At 60.4% G+C, this 22,865-nt stretch carries 20 protein-coding genes and 1 other RNA gene; 13 read left to right on the forward strand and 8 right to left on the reverse strand.

The window, feature by feature from the left end:
- Positions 1-49: 49 nt before the first annotated feature.
- Entirely contained in the window at positions 50-211 is a 162-nt protein-coding gene (locus EV561_RS37075; RefSeq protein WP_165927752.1) for a hypothetical protein, read from the forward strand.
- On the opposite strand, the gene EV561_RS05000 is transcribed toward EV561_RS37075, so the two are convergent.
- Positions 208-1,125 carry a PhzF family phenazine biosynthesis protein gene (locus tag EV561_RS05000; protein WP_132518276.1) on the reverse strand — a complete coding sequence of 306 codons (918 nt, stop codon included), beginning with the start codon at positions 1,123-1,125 and terminating at the stop codon, positions 208-210. The genes EV561_RS37075 and EV561_RS05000 overlap by 4 nt on opposite strands.
- 148 nt (positions 1,126-1,273) lie before the next feature.
- On the reverse strand, positions 1,274-1,651 hold the full coding sequence (locus EV561_RS05005; protein WP_132518278.1) for a nuclear transport factor 2 family protein: 378 nt from the start codon (positions 1,649-1,651) through the stop codon (positions 1,274-1,276).
- A gap of 128 nt (positions 1,652-1,779) precedes the next feature.
- On the opposite strand from EV561_RS05005, the gene EV561_RS05010 reads away from it, so the two are divergent.
- Positions 1,780-2,241, forward strand: coding sequence for a MarR family transcriptional regulator (locus EV561_RS05010; protein ID WP_132518280.1), 462 nt, complete (start codon positions 1,780-1,782; stop codon positions 2,239-2,241).
- Between the two features lie 97 nt (positions 2,242-2,338).
- On the opposite strand, the gene EV561_RS05015 is transcribed toward EV561_RS05010, so the two are convergent.
- Both EV561_RS05015 and EV561_RS05020 read right to left on the reverse strand, forming a co-directional pair.
- On the reverse strand, positions 2,339-3,541 hold the full coding sequence (locus EV561_RS05015; protein ID WP_132518282.1) for a phosphoglycerate kinase: 1,203 nt from the start codon (positions 3,539-3,541) through the stop codon (positions 2,339-2,341).
- A 72-nt stretch (positions 3,542-3,613) separates the two neighbouring features.
- Entirely contained in the window at positions 3,614-5,464 is a 1,851-nt protein-coding gene (locus EV561_RS05020) for a potassium/proton antiporter (RefSeq protein ID WP_132518284.1), read from the reverse strand.
- Between the two features lie 700 nt (positions 5,465-6,164).
- Here EV561_RS05020 and EV561_RS05025 point away from each other — a divergent pair.
- Positions 6,165-7,061, forward strand: coding sequence for a fructose bisphosphate aldolase (locus tag EV561_RS05025; protein WP_132518286.1), 897 nt, complete (start codon positions 6,165-6,167; stop codon positions 7,059-7,061).
- A gap of 117 nt (positions 7,062-7,178) precedes the next feature.
- Here EV561_RS05025 and gap read toward each other — a convergent pair whose 3' ends face one another.
- Entirely contained in the window at positions 7,179-8,189 is a 1,011-nt protein-coding gene (gap, locus tag EV561_RS05030; protein WP_132518288.1) for a type I glyceraldehyde-3-phosphate dehydrogenase, read from the reverse strand.
- Positions 8,190-8,265: 76 nt separating this feature from the next.
- Positions 8,266-10,242, reverse strand: a complete 1,977-nt coding sequence (tkt, locus tag EV561_RS05035) for a transketolase (RefSeq protein WP_132518290.1) — start codon at positions 10,240-10,242, stop codon at positions 8,266-8,268.
- A 397-nt stretch (positions 10,243-10,639) separates the two neighbouring features.
- Between tkt and EV561_RS05040 the strand changes: the two genes are divergently transcribed.
- From EV561_RS05040 to ssrS, 3 genes are all read left to right on the forward strand, one after another.
- Positions 10,640-10,915 carry a DUF4164 domain-containing protein gene (locus tag EV561_RS05040; RefSeq protein WP_132518292.1) on the forward strand — a complete coding sequence of 92 codons (276 nt, stop codon included), beginning with the start codon at positions 10,640-10,642 and terminating at the stop codon, positions 10,913-10,915.
- A 50-nt stretch (positions 10,916-10,965) separates the two neighbouring features.
- Positions 10,966-11,343, forward strand: a complete 378-nt coding sequence (locus tag EV561_RS05045; RefSeq protein WP_132518294.1) for a cell division protein ZapA — start codon at positions 10,966-10,968, stop codon at positions 11,341-11,343.
- Between the two features lie 60 nt (positions 11,344-11,403).
- A non-coding RNA gene (ssrS, locus tag EV561_RS05050) (6S RNA) lies at positions 11,404-11,562 on the forward strand.
- Between the two features lie 49 nt (positions 11,563-11,611).
- On the opposite strand, the gene EV561_RS05055 is transcribed toward ssrS, so the two are convergent.
- Complete coding sequence (locus EV561_RS05055) at positions 11,612-12,856, reverse strand: MFS transporter (protein WP_132518296.1); 1,245 nt, start codon at positions 12,854-12,856, stop codon at positions 11,612-11,614.
- Positions 12,857-12,959: 103 nt separating this feature from the next.
- Between EV561_RS05055 and EV561_RS05060 the strand changes: the two genes are divergently transcribed.
- The 4 genes from EV561_RS05060 (at position 12,960) to EV561_RS05075 (ending at position 18,575) form a co-directional block, all read left to right on the forward strand.
- Positions 12,960-13,415, forward strand: coding sequence for a helix-turn-helix domain-containing protein (locus EV561_RS05060; RefSeq protein ID WP_132518298.1), 456 nt, complete (start codon positions 12,960-12,962; stop codon positions 13,413-13,415).
- Positions 13,416-13,712: 297 nt separating this feature from the next.
- Positions 13,713-16,322 carry a bifunctional lysylphosphatidylglycerol flippase/synthetase MprF gene (gene mprF, locus EV561_RS05065; RefSeq protein ID WP_132518300.1) on the forward strand — a complete coding sequence of 870 codons (2,610 nt, stop codon included), beginning with the start codon at positions 13,713-13,715 and terminating at the stop codon, positions 16,320-16,322.
- Positions 16,319-17,701, forward strand: coding sequence for an AcvB/VirJ family lysyl-phosphatidylglycerol hydrolase (locus EV561_RS05070; protein ID WP_132518302.1), 1,383 nt, complete (start codon positions 16,319-16,321; stop codon positions 17,699-17,701). The genes mprF and EV561_RS05070 overlap by 4 nt, the downstream gene beginning before the upstream one ends.
- Positions 17,702-17,894: 193 nt before the next feature.
- Positions 17,895-18,575 carry an HAD-IA family hydrolase gene (locus tag EV561_RS05075; protein ID WP_348633725.1) on the forward strand — a complete coding sequence of 227 codons (681 nt, stop codon included), beginning with the start codon at positions 17,895-17,897 and terminating at the stop codon, positions 18,573-18,575.
- A 79-nt stretch (positions 18,576-18,654) separates the two neighbouring features.
- Here the strand turns inward: EV561_RS05075 and EV561_RS05080 are convergent, their stop codons facing one another.
- Positions 18,655-20,094, reverse strand: coding sequence for an FAD-binding oxidoreductase (locus tag EV561_RS05080; RefSeq protein ID WP_132518304.1), 1,440 nt, complete (start codon positions 20,092-20,094; stop codon positions 18,655-18,657).
- A 212-nt stretch (positions 20,095-20,306) separates the two neighbouring features.
- Between EV561_RS05080 and EV561_RS05085 the strand changes: the two genes are divergently transcribed.
- From EV561_RS05085 to EV561_RS05095, 3 genes are all read left to right on the forward strand, one after another.
- Complete coding sequence (locus EV561_RS05085) at positions 20,307-20,894, forward strand: 5-formyltetrahydrofolate cyclo-ligase (RefSeq protein WP_132518306.1); 588 nt, start codon at positions 20,307-20,309, stop codon at positions 20,892-20,894.
- 3 nt (positions 20,895-20,897) lie between these two features.
- Positions 20,898-21,722 (forward strand): TIGR00282 family metallophosphoesterase, encoded by an 825-nt coding sequence (locus EV561_RS05090; protein WP_132518308.1) that lies wholly within the window; start codon positions 20,898-20,900, stop codon positions 21,720-21,722.
- Between the two features lie 253 nt (positions 21,723-21,975).
- Positions 21,976-22,836 carry an MBL fold metallo-hydrolase gene (locus EV561_RS05095; protein WP_132518310.1) on the forward strand — a complete coding sequence of 287 codons (861 nt, stop codon included), beginning with the start codon at positions 21,976-21,978 and terminating at the stop codon, positions 22,834-22,836.
- The last annotated feature ends 29 nt before the right edge of the window (positions 22,837-22,865 follow it).

Here is a 22,865-nt window from a genome sequence, read left to right on the forward strand (position 1 = left end):
AGTGTCGGCCATATGACCGTTTCGAAATATGCTGCGCGGTGGGGAAGATATGACGAAAGTGATCGCGGTCTTGCTGCTGCTGGCCATGGTGGTTCACATCATCAAGCCGCTCAATCTCCCCGGCCTTCGGCGTCGCGCCGACTTCTGGAAGATCGCTATTTTTGCCTTCGCGATCTGGACGATCGCGCTTGTGATCAACGAGAGTTTCTAGAGCCGGATCGTGCCCTGCATCACATCGACGCACCGGCCTGCGATTTCGACATCGGTGATTTCGCCCGACGATTTTTGGACCACGAGTTCGATCATGCTGCGCCGTCCCATCTCGACGCCCTGTTCGATGGTGATGCTTATCTTGGCGTCGGCATCCGGCAGGAGCGAGACGAGGTAGGCGCCGAGTGCTGCCGAGGCGCTGCCGGTTGCGGGATCCTCGGTGACATTATCGAGCGGTGCAAACATGCGTGCGCGGATCTGCCAGGGGCGATCCGTGCTGCGCGTATAGAGGAAGAGCGAAAAGTCGTGATTGCCGTTGCCCTGACCGTCGGCCGCCTCGGCGAAGATCGCGGCATTGGGTCTCGCAGCGGCAAGCGCATCCAGGCCATCGACTTCGGCAAGCACGAAGGGCAACCCGACCGAGGCAAAAACAGGCGCATGGGTGGACAGACGGATGGCTGCCGCGTCGAGGGATGCGCAACGGGCGACGAGCTCGGCTGCGACGCTTCTTCCGACCGTCAGCTTACGCGGTGCTCTGATGGCCGCGCCGACGACCACGTCATGCTTGCGATGGAGCTTGACGTCCACCAGGCCGGCCTTCTCCTCGAAGCGTAGCGTATCGCCGACCGGACTCCCGAACAGTTCATTTCGCTGCCCGAGCACGAAGGCCGTGCCGACATTCGGGTGGCCGGCGAAGGGTATTTCCATGGTCGGCGTGAAAATGCGCACCCGGGCGCTGTTGGCCGGATCTTCCGGCGGCAGGACGAATGTCACCTCGGAATAGTTGAACTCCGCCGCAATCTTCTGCATCGCCTCATCGCTGAGCCCTCGAGCATCCGGGAAGACGGCAAGCGGATTGCCGGCGAAACGCTCCGACGTGAAGACATCGACGGTGACATAGGCAGCGTTGGTCATGGTGTCTCCGCGTCATTGGTGTCATTCGGATTTATCGCCAATTGCGACTGTTCCAAAGGCCCGACTTGTGGCGGTGACAATTGTGGACAGCAGGGCAAGCCAAGCAAGCCCGGCCGCGACCATTTTAACGGCATCGCTTGGGAAGCCCCTATTGGGTGTCCTTGATATCGAAGCGCGTGATCTTCCCGCCCTCGACGCGAAAGATGTGCAGGACAGTCTTGTCCTTCAGCCCATGCGTCTGCTCCGTCAGCGGCCGGCCTTCGAGATCGAACACGGATTGGATCACCTCGACGGTGATGACACCGTCGTCCTTCGTCTGAATTGCCACCGGCTCGACGTGCGGGCTGATGACCGCCCATTGCCGTGTCCAGTAATCGCGGACGGCCTCGCGGCCATGAACGTGACCTCCGTCCATGCCGTTCGCCCATGCAACATCATCGGCAAGCTCTGTCAGCACGCCGTCGATGTCTCTCGCGTTAAACCGGTCGTAGATGCGTTTGATAAGTTGGGTATGAGCTTCAGACATATCGTTTCCTCACTGTGGGACCAAGGGATCATTGGGCGGCGTGGAACCGAGCTTGCCAGCGCGCCCCTCAATATATATACGTACATATGTAATTTGCAGTCAACCATGGACAAGGGATAAGATCGAAGATGAAGAACGACGTGCTTTCCACGCCCGGGCATCTCATCAGTCTCGCTGCGCGGGCATTTGCTCGTCTAAGCGAGGCGCGTCTGAAGCCGCTTGGGTTCGGCGTCGGCCAATTGCCTGTCTTGGTCGCGCTGCAGGATGGGAAGGCGAGCACGCAACGCGATCTGGCCCGTTTCGCCAAGGTCGAACAGCCGCCGATGGCACAGATGCTCGCCCGCATGGAGCGGGACGGCCTGATCGAGCGGACACCTCACCCGGAAGACGGTAGAAGCAGCCGCATAGTCCTCACGAAGGCGGCGCAGGACCGTATGCCCGATGCGGTTGAAACTCTGTTCAGGGGAAATCGTGAAGCAATGGATGGCTTCACGGAAGAAGAGGCGACACAGCTTGTCGCCTTGCTCACCCGGCTGATTGCAAATCTGGATCAACTGACCAGCACAGAGCCATCGTCACAAAGCTCCTGAGCGGCATCGCCTCCGCCACCCGGATGCGCCGGAGATTTCATAGTCACAACGGAAGCCGGAAGGCCCGTCCTTCCGGGTCCCGAAATCCGAAGCCGGACTACTTCTGAGCGGTGAGTACAGCGACGCCGGGCAGGACCTTGCCTTCCATCCATTCGAGGAAGGCGCCGCCGGCGGTCGAGACATAGGTGAAATCGTCAGCCACGGTTGCATGGTTCAGTGCCGAGACCGTGTCGCCGCCACCGGCGACCGAGGTCAGCTTGCCGCCCTTGGTGCATTCGGCTGCATATTTGGCAACAGCAACCGTTGCGGCATCGAAGGGCGTGATCTCGAAGGCGCCGAGCGGGCCGTTCCAGACGAGCGTAGTGGCGCGGCCGATCCATGCCTTGATGGCTTCCACCGACTTCGGACCGACATCGAGGACCATTGCATCCGAGGGGATGGCGTCGATGGCGACGGTTTCGTTATCCGCCCCTGCCTTGAATTCGCGGGCAACGACGCCGTCTTCCGGCAACACAATCGCGCAGCCGGCGGTGGCGGCCTCGATCATGATCTGCTTGGCGGTCGCGGCGAGATCGTGTTCGCAGAGCGACTTGCCGACATCGGTGCCGCGGGCGGCAAGGAAGGTGTTTGCCATGCCGCCACCGATGACGAGTGCGTCGACCTTCTTCACGAGGTTCATCAGGAGATCGATCTTGCTGGAAACCTTGGCGCCACCGACGATCGCGACAACGGGGCGGACGGGATTGCCGAGGCCTTTTTCGAGCGCTTCGAGCTCGGCCTGCATCGTGCGGCCGGCATAGGCCGGAAGATGATGGGCAAGGCCCTCGGTCGAGCTATGCGCGCGGTGGGCAGCGGAGAAGGCGTCGTTGACATAGATGTCGCCGTTGGCGGCGAGCGCCTTGGTGAAGCCGGCCTCGTTCTTTTCCTCTTCCTTGTGGAAACGGGTGTTTTCCAGAAGCAGGATATCGCCGTTGCTCATCTTCGCAATCGCGTCCGTCACCGGGGTGCCGATGCAGTCGGAGGCGAAAGCAACGTCGCGGCCAAGCACGCTGTTGACGGCAGGAACGATCTGGGAGAGCGAGAATTCATCGGACGGGCCATCTTTCGGGCGGCCGAAATGGGCGAGCAGAATGACCTTGGCGCCCTTGTCGGCCAGTTCAAGGATCGTCGGGGCGACGCGTTCGATGCGCGTTGCGTCGGTGACCTTTCCGTCCTTGACCGGCACGTTGAGGTCGACGCGAACGAGTACGCGCTTGCCTGCGATATCCGTGAGGTCGTCGAGAGTCTTAAAGGCGGGCATAGGGAGTATCCAATGTTGTTAAGGACGAAATTCGGGCCGACCTTACTACGGATGAGGTGAGACGCAAGGCATTCAGTCCTCCTTTTCGCCTCCGTCCAGCGTCTGCGAAACCGGCGACGCCGAGGCCTCGCGGCGGCGCGTAAGTGCGCTGCGGATGCGCTGGGCGATTTCGTGAAAATTGAGGAAGATCGGCAGGTTCATGGCCGGCTCGACCGCTTCCAGCGACATGCCGACGGAGCTGATATGGTCGGTCTCGTCGATGTCGCGCACGATCAGGATGATCGAGCCCAGGCGGACGCGGTCGGCATATTCCGCTCTGCCGCCGAGGCGCTGGCGCATCAGTTCGGCGATGGTCAGCGTCTTTTCGTGCTCGGAAAGGAGACCCGGCCCGTAGGCAGCGTCCAGATCCGATGCGGGGCGCAGAGGCGATAGCGAGAACGCGCCGAAGAAATCGGCATCTTCCGGATCGACCGGCGGGCGGCTGGCAAAGAGCCGGTCGAGAAGACGCGAATAGCTCGGCACGATGAAGAGATAGACGAGATCGTTTTCCCTGAGCCTGCCGGCATATTGATAGCGCATCGACCTGCCGTCACGCACGACGAGCGAGGGCATCGCCCAGCGCGGGATGCGCTCGCCCTTCAGCACCGGGCTGTCCTTGGCAACGCGATAGGAGAGGAGTTCGTGATTGACGGCGCCCGGCAAATCGACCTCGACCTTGTCGACTGCGCCGAGGCGCGGCGGGATTATGAGATTGAGACGCCGCGCCATCGGCTTGATCGTCCACCCTTGCACGAGCAGCGAGACGAGCACGACGATGAAGGCGACGTTGAAATAGGTGCGACTGCCATCGAGATTGCCGAGGATCGGCATGATGGCGAGCAGGATGGAGACGGCGCCGCGCAGGCCGACCCAGGCGAGAAAGCCGGTCTCTGGCTGGGTATAGTCATAGGGCAGCAGGCAGAGCCAGACGGCAAGTGGGCGCGCGACGAAGATCAGGAAGAAGGCGAGCAGGATGGCGGGAACGGCGATCGCCGGAAACTGCGATGGTGTCGCCAGGAGGCCGAGTACGAGGAACATGATGATCTGGGCAAGCCAGGTCATGCCGTCCTGGAAGCGTTTGATGCTCGCGGAGTTGGGGATGCGCCGGCTGCCGGCATAGATGCCGGCGACGTAGACGGCGAGAAAGCCGCTGCCGCCGACGGCGCCGGTGAAGGAAAAGACGAGCAGGGCGAGTGCCAGCACGAAGATCGGCGTCAGGCCGCGATCCGTCTCAAGCTTACCGGCCACGAGCACGATCATCATGCCGCCCAGCAGGCCGAGAATGACGCCGAGGCCCATTTCCTCGATGAACATCACAAGCATGCCGATATTGATGCCGTGATAGCCCTGGCCACTGCCAATCACCTCGACGAGGGCGATCGTCAGGAAGATGGCCATGGGATCGTTGGTGCCGGACTCCACCTCGAGGGTCGAGCGCACCTTGTCGCGGATGTTGATGCCGCCGATGCGCAGCAGGAAGAAGACGGCCGCCGCATCCGTTGAAGCGACGATGGAGCCGAGCAGCAGACCCTCCAGCCAGGAAAAGTGGAGCAGCCATGAGGCGGCGAGGCCGAAGATCGCGGCGGTCAACAGGACGCCGACCGAGGCGAGCGTTAAGGCAGGCGCCGCCGCGAGCTTGAAGGCCTGGATCGGCGTGCCGAAGCCTGAGTCGAAAAGGATGATGGCGAGCGCCAGCGAGCCGAGGATATAGGCAAGGTAATTGTTGCTGAACTCGATGCCGAGGCCATCCGTGCCTGCAAGCAGACCGATGACGAGGAAGAGCAACAGCAAGGGTGCGCCGAAGCGAAAGGCGAGCAGACTCGAAAAAGCCGCGATCAGGATGAGCGCCGTTGAGACCAAGACCACGATGTAGAAGGCTTGCAACGTCCGTCCCTTTCATTTCTCGATAGGACCCTGCCAATCTGGCTGGCGCCGCCACCGATCACTTGCCCCGATCCTTGATCCTCCGCGACATTCCCCTTTCTCCAGTAGACGGCAAAAGACAGCATAAGGGTAGGCCCTGCGGCTTAACCTCTATGATGCGACGTCATGCTGCTGAACGGGCGGCCTGTGGCCGGGTGAAATGGAATGCTGCGAAGAAATACCTATAGGAAATTTATAGGAAAATCAGGCAATAGCGGGGCGGAATTGGGGAGAATGTTTTTTATTGTCGGATTGTGTCGACAGAGGTCATTGTGGCCTGCATCCATACGCCTGTCTTCCGGTCGTGCTGAGGAAGAGGGCGGAGCTATCTTCATGCACGGTTCAAGCCAATAGATGTATGGCGAAACTGAAAAATCCGGGTACTGCTTCGAATGCCATGCCGGCGTCATCCTGTATCGATACAAGGGCTGGCCAATTCTCGGAACCGCTATAGATTGACAGGATTGGACGGCCGCAAACCTTTAATTTATAATCGATTTTATGATCGGAGCCAGGGTTTGGGGCGTTGACAACTCATATCAAACGTAGGGGTATGGCGCGCCTACGAAGGAATCTTAATCTGGCGCCGCTTCCGGACGTGCAAAATTGTACCGAGTGAAGCGTGGGGGCCGAATGCAGCTGAAGGAGCAAGGAGAGAGAGATGGTCGACGCTAAGCAGATGTCGCAGATGGCCGAAAAGAAGGGCTTCATCGCCGCCCTCGATCAGAGCGGGGGCTCCACTCCGGGCGCTTTGCGCCTCTATGGGATCGCTGATTCCGATTATAGCGGCGACGAGGAGATGTTTCGCCTGATGCATGAGATGCGCGTGCGCATCATGACGGCGCCGAATTTCTCCGGCGACAAGGTTATTGCCGCCATCCTGTTCGAAAAGACCATGGATGGCGAAGCCCAGGGTAAGCCGGTTCCTACCTATCTTTGGGAAGATCGCGGCGTTGTTCCTTTCCTCAAGGTCGACAAGGGCCTGGAGGCCGAGGCAAACGGCGTTCAGCTGATGAAGCCGATGCCTGATCTTGACACCCTGCTCGCCCGTGCCGTCAAGAAGGGCATCTTCGGCACCAAGATGCGTTCTGTCATCGCCAATGCCGACAAGACCGGTATCGCGGCCATCGTCAAGCAGCAGTTCGAAGTCGGCCGCCAGATCCTCGGCCACGGCCTCATCCCTATCATCGAGCCGGAAGTCTCGATCAAGAGCCCGACGAAGCAGGAAGCGGAAGCCATCCTGCGCGACGAGATCACCAAGGAACTCGACGGGCTGCCTGAAGGCACCAAGGTCATGCTGAAGCTGACCATTCCGACGGTGCCGGATTTCTACAAGCCATTGATCGACCACAAGGCGGTCGTCCGCGTCGTGGCGCTCTCGGGCGGCTACAGCCTGGCCGATGCCTGCGAGAAGCTCAGCCATAACCACGGCATGATCGCGAGCTTCTCGCGCGCCCTGACGGAGGGCCTGCGCGTCTCGATGAGCGATGGCGAATTCGACGCCGACCTCGGCAGGACCATTGGTCAGATTTACACGGCCAGCGTCGACAAGGTCTGACCTCACAGGCAGTTCCGGCCAACCGGAACTGCCAAGAGCTACAGTCTTTCAGCCATTCAAAACAAAAAAGCCGGCCGTTCGGATGAACGGCCGGCTTTTTCATGTCTGTCGATCGTCTCAGATCGTCTTCGCGAAGGCGACTGCGGTGTCGGACATGCGGCTCGAGAAGCCCCATTCGTTGTCGTACCAGGAGAGCACGCGCACGAAATTGCCTTCCATGACCTTCGTCTGATCGGTTGCGAAGATCGAGGAGTGGCTGTCGTGGTTGAAGTCGCGGGAAACCAGCGGCTCGTCGGTGTAGCCGAGGATGCCCTTGAGCTTGCCGTTAGCGGCAGCCTTGATCGCTTCGTTGATTTCGCCGACGGACGTTGCCTTCTTGGCGACGAACTTGAAGTCGATGACCGAGACGTTCGGGGTCGGAACGCGGATCGACGTGCCGTCGAGCTTACCCTTCAGATGCGGCATGACGAGGCCGACTGCCTTGGCAGCGCCCGTCGACGTCGGGATCATGGACAGGGCTGCGGCGCGGGCGCGGTACAGGTCCTTGTGCATGGTGTCGAGCGTCGGCTGGTCGCCGGTGTAGGAGTGGATCGTCGTCATGAAGCCGTGGTCGATGCCGACGGCGTCATCGAGAACCTTAACGACCGGCACGAGGCAGTTCGTCGTGCAGGATGCGTTGGAGATGACCAGGTGTTCCTTGGTGAGCTGGTCGTGGTTGACGCCGAAGACGACGGTCAGGTCAGCGCCGTCGGCAGGTGCCGAAACGATGACGCGCTTGGCGCCGGCCGTCAGGTGGGCAGCAGCCTTGTCGCGGGCGGTGAAGATGCCCGTGCATTCCATGGCAATGTCGACGCCGAGGTCGCGATGCGGCAGGGTTGCCGGATCCTTGATTGCCGTCACCTTGATCGGCTTGCCGCCGCCGACGATGATCGTGTCGCCTTCGACCTTCACTTCAGCCGGGAACTTGCCGTGGATCGAGTCATAGCGCAGCAAGTGGGCATTGGTCTCGACCGGTCCGAGGTCGTTGATCGCTACGATTTCGATGTCGGTACGGCCGGATTCGACGATGGCGCGCAGAACGTTGCGGCCGATGCGGCCAAAACCGTTGATGGCAACTTTTACAGTCATTCTATCCACTCCCATTAAAGCAGGGCGTTACGTTTCAGTGAGTGGAGGACGCCGTGGGCGCCCTCCCAATTCGCCGTCAGGCGAGCTTTGCTTCCGCAGCAGCGACAACGGCATCCGCCGTGATGCCGAAATGCTTGAAGACATCCTTTGCCGGGCCGGAAGCGCCGAAGCTCTTCATGCCAACAAAAGCGCCTTCCGGTCCGATAAAGGCATCCCAGCCTTCGCGAACGGCGGCTTCAGCGGCGATCTTGACCGGCGAGTTGCCGATGACTTTCTTGCGATAGTCTTCCGGCTGTTCGAAGAACAGTTCCGTGCAGGGCACGGAAACCACGCGAGTCGAGATTCCCTTGCCTTCGAGCGTCGCACGAGCGGCGACGGCAAGCTCAACTTCGGAGCCGGAGGCGAAGATCGTGACCTTGGCGTCGTCGGAACCGGCGAGCGTGTAGGCGCCGAGTTCGCAAAGGTTCTTTTCGCTATACTCGGTGCGAGCCGGAGCCAGGTTCTGGCGGGTCAGCGCGAGAGCCGACGGACGGTTATGCGTCTTGATGGCGATCTGCCAGCATTCTGCCGTTTCCGTGGCGTCAGCCGGGCGGAAGACCATGAGGTTCGGCACGGCGCGCAGACCGGCGATCTGCTCGACCGGCTGGTGCGTCGGTCCGTCTTCGCCGACGCCGATCGAGTCATGCGTCAGAACGTGAATGACGCGGATGCCCATCAGCGAAGCGAGGCGGATCGGAGGACGGCAATAATCCGAGAAGATCATGAAGCCGCCGCCGTAGGGGATCAGGCCGCCGTGCAGCGAGATACCGTTCATGGCAGAGGCCATGCCGTGCTCTCGAATGCCCCAGTGCATGTAGCGACCGGAGAAATCCGTCGGGGTGATCGAGACCATCTGGCTGGTCTTGGTGTTGTTCGACGGCGTCAGGTCGGCGGAGCCGCCGAGCGTTTCCGGCAGGAAGCCGTTGATGACTTCGAGCGCGTCTTCGGAAGCCTTGCGGGTTGCGACCGTCGGCTTGGTTTCGGCGAGCTTCTTCTTGTATTCGCTGATTGCGGCGTCGAAGCCTTCCGGCAGTTCGCCGGCGAAGCGACGGTTGAATTCTGCCTTGGCCGGAGCGTTGGCGAGAATGCCTTCCCATTCCTTGACGATGTTTTCAGAACGCGTGCCGGCAGCGCGCCATGCATCGAGAACGTCCGAAGGAATGACGAAGGGTTCGTAATCCCAGTTCAGCGCCTTGCGGGTCGCCGCAATTTCCTCGGCGCCGAGCGGCGAGCCGTGAACCTTGTGGGTTCCCTGCTTGTGCGGTGCGCCGAAGCCGATGACGGTCTTGCAGGCGATGAAGGTCGGACGGTCGGACTGGTGAGCGGCTTCGATGGCGGCAGAGATCGCGGCCTGGTCGTGACCGTCGACTTCGATCGTGTTCCAGTGAACGGCCTTGAAACGAGCGATCTGGTCGGTCGAGTCCGAGAGCGAGAGAGCGCCGTCGATGGTGATCGAGTTGTTGTCCCAGAAGAGGATCAGCTTGTTCAGCTTCAGGTGGCCGGCAAGCGCGATTGCTTCATGGCTGATACCTTCCATCAGGCAGCCGTCGCCGTTGATGACGTAGGTATAGTGGTCCTGCAGGTTGGCGCCGAATTCCTCGCGCAGCTTGCGCTCGGCGATCGCCATGCCGACAGCGTTCGCGATGCCCTGGCCGAGCGGGCCGGTCGTCGTTTCGATGCCCGTTGCATGGCCGTATTCCGGATGGCCGGCGGTCTTGGAACCAAGCTGGCGGAACTGCTTCAGGTCTTCGACTGTCATATCAGGATAGCCGGTTAGATAGAGCAGCGAATAGAGCAGCATGGAGCCGTGGCCGGCCGACAGTACGAAGCGATCCCGGTTCGGCCAATGCGGCTTCTTCGGATCAAACCGCAGATATTTGGTGAACAGAACCGTTGCGACGTCGGCCATGCCCATCGGCATGCCCGGGTGGCCAGAGTTCGCCTTTTCGACTGCATCCATGGCAAGGAAACGGATCGCATTTGCCATCCGGTCGTGTTGTTCGGGAGAGATCATCGTCGTTCCGCAGGTTCCGGGTCTCGGGAGATGGTCTCAATGTGGGAGGCAGACCATCGGTTGAAAGGCCTTCTTAGATGGAGCACCTTATACACTCCCAATCCAGGTCAGCCTCAGGCGGCTGAGACATAGCAGTTGGGGCGAGCAAGTCAACAAATCGAACCCCAGTTCAGGGGTGGGTGCGGCAATTTTTTGACATTTGCCCGCGGCCTTGTACAAAAGACGACATCCTTCCCGAGCGCCCGCCGACAGCAAGAAACCGTCCGTTCATCCACAGATAACGCCACCTGCCGCACGGGTGCCTTTATTGACGGGCAGTTGCCGAGGTGAATACTGTTTGTAAATCAGACAAGTGGCCCGATAAACGATTCGGAATCTTGCGCGGGAACCGGAAGACATGATGCCCACGGGGAAAACCATGGATGCGGCGCTCAGCGAATTGCGACAGGCGATCGCGGCGCTGGAGAATGCCGTCGATATGCGGTTCGAGCGGGAGCGTGAGAGAAGCGAAATCGACGGTGAAGTCCGCCGGGTGCATGCCGACCGCTCGCGGCTGGCACAGGAACTCGATCAGGCCGAGTTCCGCGCAAACCGTCTGGAAGAAGTCAATCGCGAGGTTTCCCGCCGGCTAGTCACTGCGATGGAAACCATAAGGGCCGTGCTCGACCGCTGAGGATTTGCCTTGTGCGGGGCGGGCGATAACGGCCAGGAACGAGAAGTCGAATGGCGCAGGTAACGGTAACGATCGACGGCAAGGCCTATCGGATGGCCTGCGAAGAGGGCCAGGAAGAACACCTGACGGATCTTGCCACCCGCTTCGACCGTTATGTCGGTCATCTCAAGGATCAATTCGGGGAGATCGGCGATCTTCGCATCACCGTCATGGCCGGCATCATGATCATGGACGAGGTTTCGGAGCTTTCCCGCCGGGTTTCCTCTCTGGAAGGCGAGCTGGAGACGCTGCGCAGCAATCGCGACACCGCGCTTGCGACCAGCGCCCGGTCGGAGGAGACGCTGGCACAGGCTCTCAACGAGGTCACGGCCAATATCAGGGGTATCACCGAGAAGCTGGTGGCGCGACCTAGCGCAGAGGTCAACTAATTTCGAGGGTTCAGTGCCGTGCTACTGGTGCGGCGCGCCGAATGCCTCTATATACTCGGATGCGGTCTGCGCTTCCCGACAGGAACCACAATCCCTGGGGCCATACTCGATCCAAAGGGAGCTGTCCCTGACCAGGCTCGTGGGCTTGGTCATATGGCGCCCACCTACGTTTGTAGGCACCCAGGATCGTAAATCTCCATCGGTCGCCGTGGATCGCACTTTTTCCCCCTGAACGACGCGATCATTTTGGCGCGCCCTGCACCGACGTCTATGCTCTGTCGGCCACTGCTATGGGGCAATCCGACATCTGTCTCGTTGCAGCCCAGAAGATCAGCGCCGTGACGCTTATGCCGGCGCCAAGGATGCAGACGCCGGGCCAGCCTGCAATTCCGTAGACGATCGTCGAGCCGCTGGCGCCAGCCGCGCTGCCAATCGAATAAAATACCATGTAGCCGGCGACCAGTCGGCTGCGCGCTTCCGAGTGCAGGGTGAAGATCATGCTCTGGTTTGTAACGTGGACGGCCTGGATAGCCAGGTCCAGAGCAACGACGCCGAGGACAAGCAGCCAGATCGACCAGTGAAGCATCGCAATCGGCAGCCACGCGGCCAGCATGAGAGCAAGCGAGAGACCGGTCGTCCTTTCGCCGTATCCGCGATCGGTGAGCCGTCCGGCGCCACCGGCTGCCACGGCGCCCGCCATGCCCGCCAGGCCGAACAACCCGATTTCCGTATGCGACAGAGATAGAGGCGGTGCGCTCAGCGGCAGAACCATTGCCGTCCAGAATGTGCTGAAGGCGGCGAAGATCAAGAGGGCCAGCGTGGCGCGAACGCGCAGAAGCCGTTCCCTTGCAAAAAGAGCAAACAGGGAGCGCAGCAGATCGCCATAGGATTCCGTTTTTCCTGATGATCGTTGTCGGGGCAGCGTCCAGGCAAGCAGGACCGCCATCGAAAGGGTCATGGCGGCGGATACGAGATAGACGCAACGCCAGCCGCCGATATCGGCAAGCATGCCGGAAGCGAAGCGCGCCATCAGGATGCCGATCACCACGCCACTGGTCACCAAGCCGACAGCCCTGCCGCGCTCGGCAGGTGCTGCCAATGTAGCAGCGAAGGCAACGAGGCTTTGGACGACCACGGCCAATAGACCGACCGCAGCAATTGCGGCAAGCATGACCGCAAATCCCGATGCGGTGCCGACGATCGTCAGGGCAATTGCTGACAGAACCGCCTGACTGACGATCAGCTTGCGGCGATCGATGGTGTCGCCAAGCGGAACGAGAAAGATAAGGCCGAGCCCATAGCCGACCTGCGTCATGGAGATGATGATGCCGATGGATGCGGGATCGACGTCGAAATCCCGCGCCATCGCATCGAGCAGGGGCTGCGCGGCATAGATGTTGGCCACACTCAGACCGCAGGCGATCGCAAAGATCATTGTCATGGCGGGTGTCAGTCTTCCGTCGGCGGCATCTCCCCTGATGTCATCAGGAATTTGGTCGTAGCTTTCAGTCATTCCATTCGTCCCTTCTATTTGGTCCTATAATAGGACCAGTTGTCATGGGACTTGTCTAGTCCTATGTTGAGACCAAGTAATCGGGATGCGAAGGAGACCTGTCTTGGTCAGGCGAACCAGTCTCAGAGAGGCGGATTGTCCTGTCGCGCGGTCGTTGGACACGATCGGCGATTGGTGGTCGCTTCTCATCATTCGCGATGCTTTTGACGGCATGCGGCGGTTCGGCGAATTCCAGAAGAGCCTCGGTGTGGCAAAGGGCATCCTGTCTGCGCGGCTGAACAGCCTCGTGAACGCGGACGTCCTGGCGCTAGTCCCTGCCTCGAACGGCAGTGCCTATAAGGAATATGTGCTGACGGAAAAGGGGCGTGGTTTGTTTCACGTCATCGTCGGGCTGCGACAATGGGGAGAAGCCCATCTTTTTGCGCCGGGGGAACCGCATTCCGAACTGATCGATATTGCCGCAGGCCAGCCGGTCGGCCCGCTCGAATTCCACTCGCTGGATGGTCGTGTTCTCGGTTGGGAGGGCACGGTGGTCCGAAAAGTATCGGCGAAGACCTGACGCCGGTAGAGGTCACATTGGTGGTTCACGTCCTGATTGCTCAGGAATCCCACTATGTCCGATTTTCCATGTGGATAAGCTCAAATACGGCGTGAACAAGAAATTCCTTACAATAAGAAGAGATTCTCGGCTTGGGGGCGAGTCCTGCGCCAAAATTGCCCAAATTGCTGATAATGGGAGCGCGTAGAGAAAAGAGCCTGCCAAAGGCGTGCAGACGGTCATAACAAACTTAAGATTTATCTTTACTGCACATCTGCTGAGTGGGCCCGGCGAAAGCCAGATCAAAACAGGAAAATCATGTCGACTCCAATCGATTTGGAAAAGTCCGAAGAGGAAGTGGAAGAGCGCGGCTGGCTGAGAAGCATCCTCGGCAGCTACAAGACACAGATCGTCGCGGTTCTCAGCGTCTTCGTCTTCGGGCTGGTGGCGCTTGCGATTTTCCATATGACGCAGGAGGTGCGCTATGACGATGTCGTCCTGGCGCTCGCCGAGACCAAAGTCAGCTCGATCCTGCTTGCCTTGTTCTTCACGGGCCTCAGCTTCTTCGCGCTCGTCTTCTACGACCAGAACGCGCTGGAATATATCGGCAAGAAGTTGCCGTTTCCGCATGTGGCCCTGACCGCCTTCAGCGCCTATGCGGTCGGCAATACCGCCGGGTTCGGCGCGCTCAGCGCCGGCGCGATCCGCTATCGCGCCTACACGCGCCAGGGACTGACGCCGGAAGAGATCACGCGCGTCATCGCCTTCGTGACGCTCTCCTTCGGTCTCGGCCTTGCTGCCGTTGGCTCCATTTCCCTGCTTATCATTGCCGATGAGATCGGGCCGTTGATCAATGTCAACGGTATTTGGCTGCGCGTGCTCGCTTCGGTGATCATACTGATGCTTGCGATAGTCGTTGTCCTTGGGCGCGACGAGCGCGAGGTTTCCATTGGCCCGATTTCGTTCCGCCTGCCGGATTCGCGCACATGGTCGCGGCAGTTCCTGGTCACGGCATTGGATATCGCCGCTTCGGCTTCGGTACTCTATGTGCTGCTGCCGGATTCGGCCATCGGCTGGCCGGCGTTCCTGGCGGTCTATTCCATCGCCGTCGGGCTTGGCGTTCTCAGCCACGTTCCGGCAGGGCTTGGTGTCTTCGAAACCGTCATCATCGCCTGGCTCGGCAATGCGGTGAACGTCGATGCCGTCCTCGGTTCACTCGTTCTCTACCGCGTCATCTATCACGTCATTCCGCTGCTGATCGCGATCCTTGCGGTCGCGGCTGCCGAGTTGCGTCGTTTCGTCGACCACCCGGCGGCATCAAGCGTACGCCGCATCGGTGGGCGGCTGATGCCGCAGCTGTTGTCGGCTTTCGCCCTGCTTTTGGGCGTCATGCTGGTGTTTTCGAGCGTGACGCCGACACCGGACGAGAATCTCGAATTCCTGTCGGACTATCTGCCGCTATCCGTCATCGAAGGTGCGCATTTCTTCTCGAGCTTGCTCGGGCTTGCGCTCGTCGTTGCCGCCCGCGGTCTCGGCCAGCGACTGGATGGCGCCTGGTGGGTTTCGGTTTCGGTCGCGGTCGCCTCGTTGATGCTGTCGCTACTGAAGGCGATCGCGCTGGTCGAGGCGAGCTTCCTTGCCTTCCTGATCTTCGGTCTTTTTGTCAGCCGGCGGCTCTTCAACCGACCGGCTTCGCTGTTGAACCAGGCGCTCACTGCCGGATGGCTGATGGCGATCGCGGTCATCTGCATCAGCGCCATCGTCATCCTGTTCTTCGTCTATCGCGACGTGGACTATAGCAACGAGCTCTGGTGGCAGTTCGAATTCGTCGGCGAAGCGCCGCGCGGCCTGCGTGCAGCACTCGGCATTTCGATCGTCGCCTCGGCCTTTGCGATCTTCAGCCTGCTGCGTCCTGCAACCGCGCGGCTGCAGCCGGTCAGCGACGATGCACTGGAGCGGGCCGTCACCATCGTCGAAAAGCATGGCGTCGCCGACGCCAATCTGGTGCGCATGCGCGACAAGAGCATCATGTTCTCCGAAAAGGGCGATGCCTTCATCATGTATGGCAGGCAAGGACGCTCCTGGATCGCGCTTTTCGATCCGATCGGGCCGCGCCAGGCCATGTCGGATCTTGTTTGGCGCTTTGTCGAGGCCGCACGTGCCGCAGGCTGTCGGGCCGTGTTCTACCAGATATCGCCGTCGCTTCTGCCCTATTGCGCCGACGCCGGCCTTCGCGCCTTCAAGCTCGGTGAGCTCGCCGTCGTCAATCTTGCGAATTTCGAGCTCAAGGGCGGCAAGTGGGCCAATCTTCGCCAGACGGCGAGCCGCGCGCTGCGCGACGGACTGGAATTTGCCGTTATCGAGCCGCAGGATGTGCCTGCGGTCATAGATCAGCTTGCCGCGGTTTCCGATGCCTGGTTGTCTGATCACAACGCCAAGGAGAAAGGTTTTTCTCTCGGTGCCTTCGATCCGGATTACGTTGCCTCGCAGCCGGTCGGGATTTTGAAGAAGGATGGCAAGATCGTCGCCTTCGCCAACATCCTGCAGACGGAGACCAAGGAAGAGGGATCGGTCGACCTGATGCGCTTTTCGCCGGATGCGCCGAAGGGCTCGATGGATTTTCTGTTCGTTCAGATACTCGATCACCTTAGGAATGCCGGATTTCAGCGCTTCAACCTCGGCATGGCACCGCTCTCGGGCATGTCGAAGCGTGAATCTGCCCCTGTCTGGGACAGGGTAGGCGGGACGGTCTTCGAGCACGGTGAACGGTATTACAACTTCAAAGGGCTAAGAGCCTTCAAATCGAAATTTCACCCCGAATGGCAAGCACGCTATCTTGCAGTGTCAGGTGGGGTAAGTCCGATGATTGCTTTGATGGATGCGACATTCCTGATCGGCGGCGGACTGAAAGGGGTCGTCAGGAAATGATCTTGAAATACGCAATGTCGTTCGTCGCTGCCGCGCTTATCGCAGCCGGTGTGGCGAGAGCGGACGAAGACAATACCAAATATGATCTCGGCATGATCTCGCCGCCGCATATCATGCGGCCACAGGGCAAGGTCACGAGCGAAATCGTGCTGATCTCCGATGGAGACGGCTGGGGCGATAAGGAGAATAATGTTGCCAAGAAGCTGGTGGCCGGTGGCTCGCTGGTGATCGGCATCGATTATCCGTCCTTCCTGGCGTCGCTCAACAAATATGATGTCAGCAAGAACGATGGCTGTATCTACATGGTGTCCGACATCGAGTCGCTCAGCCAGCAGATCCAGCGCTCCATCGCCGACAGCACCTACGAGCTGCCGATCATCGCCGGCGTCGGCGAAGGCGGAGCGATGGCGCTGACGATCGCGGCGCAGACGCCTGATGCGACGGTCGCTGGAACGTTGGCAGTCGATCCGACGCCGGGCATTGGCCTGAAGCAGGAGCTGTGCACGCCGGCCGAGAAGACGACCTATGGCGACAATATCGCGTTCGGTCTCCAGGACGGCACCTTGCCCAATCCTGTTGTCGCGACCTTCACGGAAAATGCCAACAAGGATGGCCGCACGCATGTCGAGGATATCCAGAAGGTGCATCCGGATGTCCAGATCACTGATTCCGACGATAGCGATCCCTATCAGGCGCTGAGCGACGGGCTGGTCAACTTCATCAAGGTTCTCGACAGCGAGAAGTCATCACTCAACCTGCCGCTCGATCTGATGAATGCCAAGCCGAGCATGGACACGGTCGCGATCGTCTATTCGGGCGACGGTGGCTGGAGAGACATCGACAAGGAAGTGGGCGGCTATCTGCAAGACCAGGGCATCCCCGTGGTTGGTGTCGATACGCTTCACTATTTCTGGTCGGAGCGGACGCCACAGGAAACGGCCAAGGATCTCGGTCGCATCATCGACTACTACACCAAGCGGCTGAAGGTGCGCCATGTCGTGCTGGTCGGTTATTCCTTCGGGGCTGACGTATTGCCGGCGAGCTACAACATGCTGACCCCGGAACAGAAGAACAAGGTCGCGCAGATATCGCTTCTGTCGCTGTCGCGTAAGGTCGACTACGTGATCTCGGTCATGGGCTGGCTCGGCGCGGCAAGCGAGGGCAAGGGCGGAAACCCGCTCAACGACCTGAAGTCGGTCAACCCCAAGATCGTCCAGTGCATCTACGGCAAGGACGACGACGAGGATGTCGCATGCCCGTCGCTCGATGGGTCGGGCGCTCAGGTGATCGGCATGTCCGGCGGCCACCATTTCGACGATGACTACGAAGCGCTTGCGCAGCATATCATCGACGGGCTGAAGAGCCGTCTGGTCGAGTAATCGAATTTTTGCCGGCGGCGACGTCCTGTCGCCGCTGCATTATTGGTTTGAATGTCCGGGTCGATACCGGCCCGATCCCTGAAGACATTCGTTTGCTTCCTGGCCTGACTATCGGTAGTCGGAAGGAGGCAGCCGTGAGTCGATACTTCGATCGACGGCGCGGCATTCGTTCGAAATCCAAGAGGAAACAGTCTTGCCTGTCGCACCCGTCTCCGCCTTCGACAAACATTATTCGGCCTTCCTCTTCGACATGGACGGCACGATCCTCAATTCGATCGCGGCGGCTGAGCGCGTGTGGGGCGACTGGGCCAGGCGGCAGGGGCTCGATGTCGTCGAGTTCCTTCCGAAGATGCATGGCAAGCGCGGCATCGACACGATCGGGCAGCTCAATCTGCCGGGCGTCGATCCCGTACGCGAGTCGGCGCTGATCGCTGAAGCCGAAATTGCAGATACGCGCGGCGTGATACCGATCCCCGGCGCTGTAGAATTCCTGGCATCGCTGCCGCCGGATCGTTGGGCAATAGTAACCTCCTCGCCGATCGCACTTGCCAAGGCGCGGCTTGAAGCGGCCGGCCTGCCGATGCCGCGTTTCATCGTCACCGCCGAAGACGTCACCGTCGGCAAGCCGAATCCGCAATGCTATATCCTGGGGGCCGAGCGTCTCGGCGTCAGCACGTCGCATTGCCTAGTGTTCGAGGATGTTCTGGCTGGCGTCCAGGCAGGTGAGGCGGCAGGCGCTGATGTAACCGTCATAACCGCCACGCATGCCCATCCGCTCGAGACAGCGCATACGACGATTACCGATTATCTCGGCGTCGAAGTGCATATCACCGAGGACCACTTTCTGACCATGAGGCGCAAGGCCTCCCTCTAGGCCCCTCGGGAACAGAGAAAGGGGAAGAGCGGGTCCAGTCCATAGCCAGTCGCTCTTCCCAGGTTACGGGTGACGTGCTCTAGGCGGCCCGCGTACCCGTTGACGGGGTAATGTTCTGGTTCATTCGGAACAGATTGAGCGGGTCGTAGCGCTGCTTGATCTCGACCAGATGCCGATAATTGCTGCCATAGGCGGCCTGTACCCGATCCCCTTCGTCAAACGGCATGAAGTTGATATAGGCTGTGCCAATCGCATGCGGCTTGGTTGCTTCGAATAGCTCTCGCGCCCAGCCGATGCATGGGTTGTCCATGCTCTGCTCGCGCCAGCGTGCATGGACGTTCATCACAAAGTGGGATTTGCGTTGCGGGAATGCGGTTGCATCCTGCGCGATGCGGCCGGCGCGGCCGCCGACATGGCCGATAAATATTTCGCATTCCGGTCCCGGCAGCTTGCCGACCGCCTGGCGCAATACGTCGATGGCGCCATCCGACAGGGCCGCGAAATCCTGGCTCTTCCAGTAATTGCGCGCTCCCGGCGTCAGCAGCGGATCGAATGCCTGTTGCCATGCCGCAAAGGGTGCCGGGCCGACCACATCGGCGATGGGACGCCCAATGCCGCGCAGCCTTGCCGTCGCCTTCTTGCCCTCTTCGACATCGCCGGCATAGCACATGGCGAGAACGAGAATCTTCTTGCCGTGCCATTCCGTGGGCAGGAAGGGCAGTGGGGGCGCATGGCGCATCACGACCCAGCAGGTCAGCTCATCGGGGGCTGCCTCGAGTGCTTCGCGATAGTCCCGAAGGATGTTTTCCGCGTCGTCGAAAGAATGCACGACCAGTCCGGCCAGAACCTGCGGATTGAGTTCGTTCAGCTGGAATTCGAATGATGTCACGACACCGAAATTGCCGCCGCCGCCGCGCAATGCCCAAAAGAGATCAGCGTGCTCCTCCTGGCTCGCACGCAGCAGCTGCCCGTCGGCAGTCACCACGTCGACAGAGAGAAGATTGTCGATCGTCAGGCCGAATTTTCGTGTGAGCCAGCCGAAGCCGCCGCCAAGCGTCAGGCCGGCTATGCCGGTCGTCGAATTGATCCCGGTCGGCAAAGCGAGGCCAAATGCCGCTGTCTCCTTATCCACATCGGACAGCAATGCACCCGGCTCTACGCGGGCCCGCCTAGCCTGCTGGTCGACCCTCACGGAGCGCATCTGGGAAAGGTCGATTACCACGCCGCCGTCGCAAACCGCATTGCCGGCGATGCCGTGGCCGCCGCCGCGGATGGAGACGAGCAACTTGTTCTCGCGCGCAAACTTGACCGCCGCGATCACGTCAGCAGCACCAAGGCAGCGGAATATGATGCCCGGCCGCTTGTCGATCATGCCGTTCCAGATGGCGCGCGTTTCATCATAGGCCGGGTCGTCCGGCGTCAGCAGGGCGCCGCGAAAGCCTAATGCAAGCGCGTCGATGGCCGCGCCGCTCACCACCGCTCGACCCTTTTCGAGGGTCGCGAGACTCAAATCATTCATGATTTTTCTCCTCGCAGGCGACGCCCCGTCTCGCTGCGGAGCTCATTTTGCGCTTAACGCTGCAGCTCCACAAGTATTCGCTAAAATAACAACCCGAAATCGGTATATCGGCTGCTCGCCTCATCGAGGCTGGGAATGTCGCCCCCGCGGCTTGAATTGGGCAGACAGCCCTCTATGGTCCACGGCCTTGTGATCTGAAAGATCGGGCGGCCATGACACCGAAAGAATTGAAAGCCGAGATGCGCAACGCACGGCTGGCGGAACGCGATGCCATTCCTGAGGAAGAGCGTATCGATAAGGCGCGCGATATGCTGAGGCATAGCGGCGATGCCATTGCGGTCGAGCCGGGCATGATCGTATCGGGCTTTTTGCCGATCCGCTCGGAAGCCGATATCCGGCCCTTGATGGAGCGGCTGCGCGAGCGTGGTGCGCGGCTCTGCGTTCCGGTCATTCTGGACAAGCTGACGATCGTCTTCCGCGAACTTTTGCCCGAGGCGCCGCTCGTTTCCAGCGGCTTCGGCACGGTTGGACCAGGGCCTGATGCTCATGTGCTCGATCCGGATTTGATGCTCGTGCCGCTCTCGGCTTTCGACCGGACCGGGCACCGGATTGGCTATGGTGCCGGCTATTATGACCGCGCAATCGATAAATTGTGGCAAAAAGGGCTCGATCCGAAGCTGATCGGCATTGCATTCGATTGCCAAGAAGTGCCATCAGTACCGGCTGAGCCCCATGATGTCAGACTGGACGCGATCTTGACCGAGAGCGGGCTCAGCATATTTTCTCCTGAGATTGGATAGTGAATGCGACTGCTGTTTCTGGGTGACATGGTTGGGAAAACGGGACGTACCGCAGTCTGGGACCGTCTGCCCGGATTGATTTCCGACCTGAAACTCGACTTCGTCATCGTCAACGGCGAGAACGCCGCCGGCGGCTTCGGCATTACCGAAGATATCTTCCTTGAGACCATCAATGCCGGTGCCGATGTCGTCACAACCGGAAACCACGTCTGGGACCAGAAGGAAGCGGTGACGTTCGCAGGCCGCCACGATCAGTTCCTGCGCCCGGCAAACTATCCCCAGGGCACGCCGGGCCGCGGCTCGGGCATCTACTATGCCCGCAACGGTGCCCGCGTGCTTGTTGCCAACATCATGGGCCGCGTGTTCATGCATCCGGAACTCGACGACCCTTTCAAGTCGGCCGAGGCGATCCTTGCGGCTGCGCCCCTGAAGGAACAGGCGGATGCGATCATCTTCGACTTCCATGCGGAGGCGACCAGCGAAAAGCAGTGCTTCGGCCACTTCGTCGACGGTCGCGCCAGCTTTGTCGTCGGCACGCATACGCATGTGCCGACGGCGGACGCACAGATCCTGAACGGCGGCACCGCCTACATGACCGATGCCGGCATGTGCGGCGACTATGACAGCTCACTCGGCATGGAAAAGGAAGAACCGCTCAACCGCTTCATTTCGAAGATGCCGAAGGGTCGGTTCGAAGCGGCATCGGGACCGGCGACGATCTGCGGCGTCGGCGTCGAGATTTCCGATGCGACGGGGCTTGCGGAGAAGATTGCTCCGCTCAGGATCGGTCCGCGGCTGTCGGAGACGATACCGGAGTTTTGGCGGTAGGCCCACACACTCCCCTCATCCCTGTGCTTGTCACAGGGATCCAGCCACCCCGCGTCCGCGCGGTGAATGGCTCGTCCAGATAATGCGTCTCCCGCGCCCAAGGACTTGGCCGCACTGGATTCCTGTGACAAGCACTGGAATGAGGGAGGAACATGCTGCCCTGCCCAACACGCAATCGTGAGCATCGGTCCTCTGGACCGCCTCCCACCCATGCCGCATTCTCGCTGCACCGTGAAAGCGCCGGAGGGGTGGCATGAAGCCGCACGATTTTATCCTCGCTATCGCATGCCTTGTGGCCTTCATTGCACCGAACCTTGCCACAGCCCAACAGACGAAAATCCAGGCCCGACCGCAGACGCCTGCCAGCGAGTGCCAGGCGATTGCGCAATCACTGCCCAAGACGACATTCGTCAATCTGACGTCCGCGCCGCCCTCGAAAGCGGCGGCGGAAGCCAACGACCAGGTGAAGATCACCTTTCTCGGTCACGCGACCTTCTTCATCGAGACGCCAGGCGGCGTGTCGATTGCGACCGATTTCAGCGGTGTTTATCCGCCGCCTTATGCGCCAACCGTCGCAACGATGAACAAAGCGCATCCGTCGCATTACACGTTGAACCCCGATCCCGCGATCAAATATGTCCTGCATGGATGGAGTGACACGCCCGGCGAGGCGGCGAAGATCAACATGAAGGTCGGCGACACGCTGATCCGCAATGTCCCGACCGACATCCGCGCCGGCTACGGCGGCGGCGTCGAACCGAACGGCAATTCGATCTTCATTTTCGAAGTGGCGGGGCTTTGCATCGGCCATCTCGGACATCTGCATTTCGAGCTTAATGACAAGCAATATGCGGAGATCGGCCGTCTCGATATCGTGATGGTGCCCGTCGATGGCGGCCTTACCATGGGCTCTGACAGCATGAGCCGCGTGGTGAAGCGGCTGCGTTCGTCGATCATCCTGCCGATGCATCGCTTCGGGCCGGTCATGGATCAATTCCTGGCGCTATTCGGCCCGGATTTCGATGTCGAGAAATCGTCCGGCGACACGCTTACGGTTTCGCTCAGGACATTGCCGAAGAAGCCGCTCATCTATGTGGTGAACGGCATGATGTGACACAGAAATCCCGGGCGCTTGCGCGGCCC

This window comes from Rhizobium sp. BK376 (genome assembly GCF_004341625.1).
GTDB lineage: Bacteria > Pseudomonadota > Alphaproteobacteria > Rhizobiales > Rhizobiaceae > Rhizobium.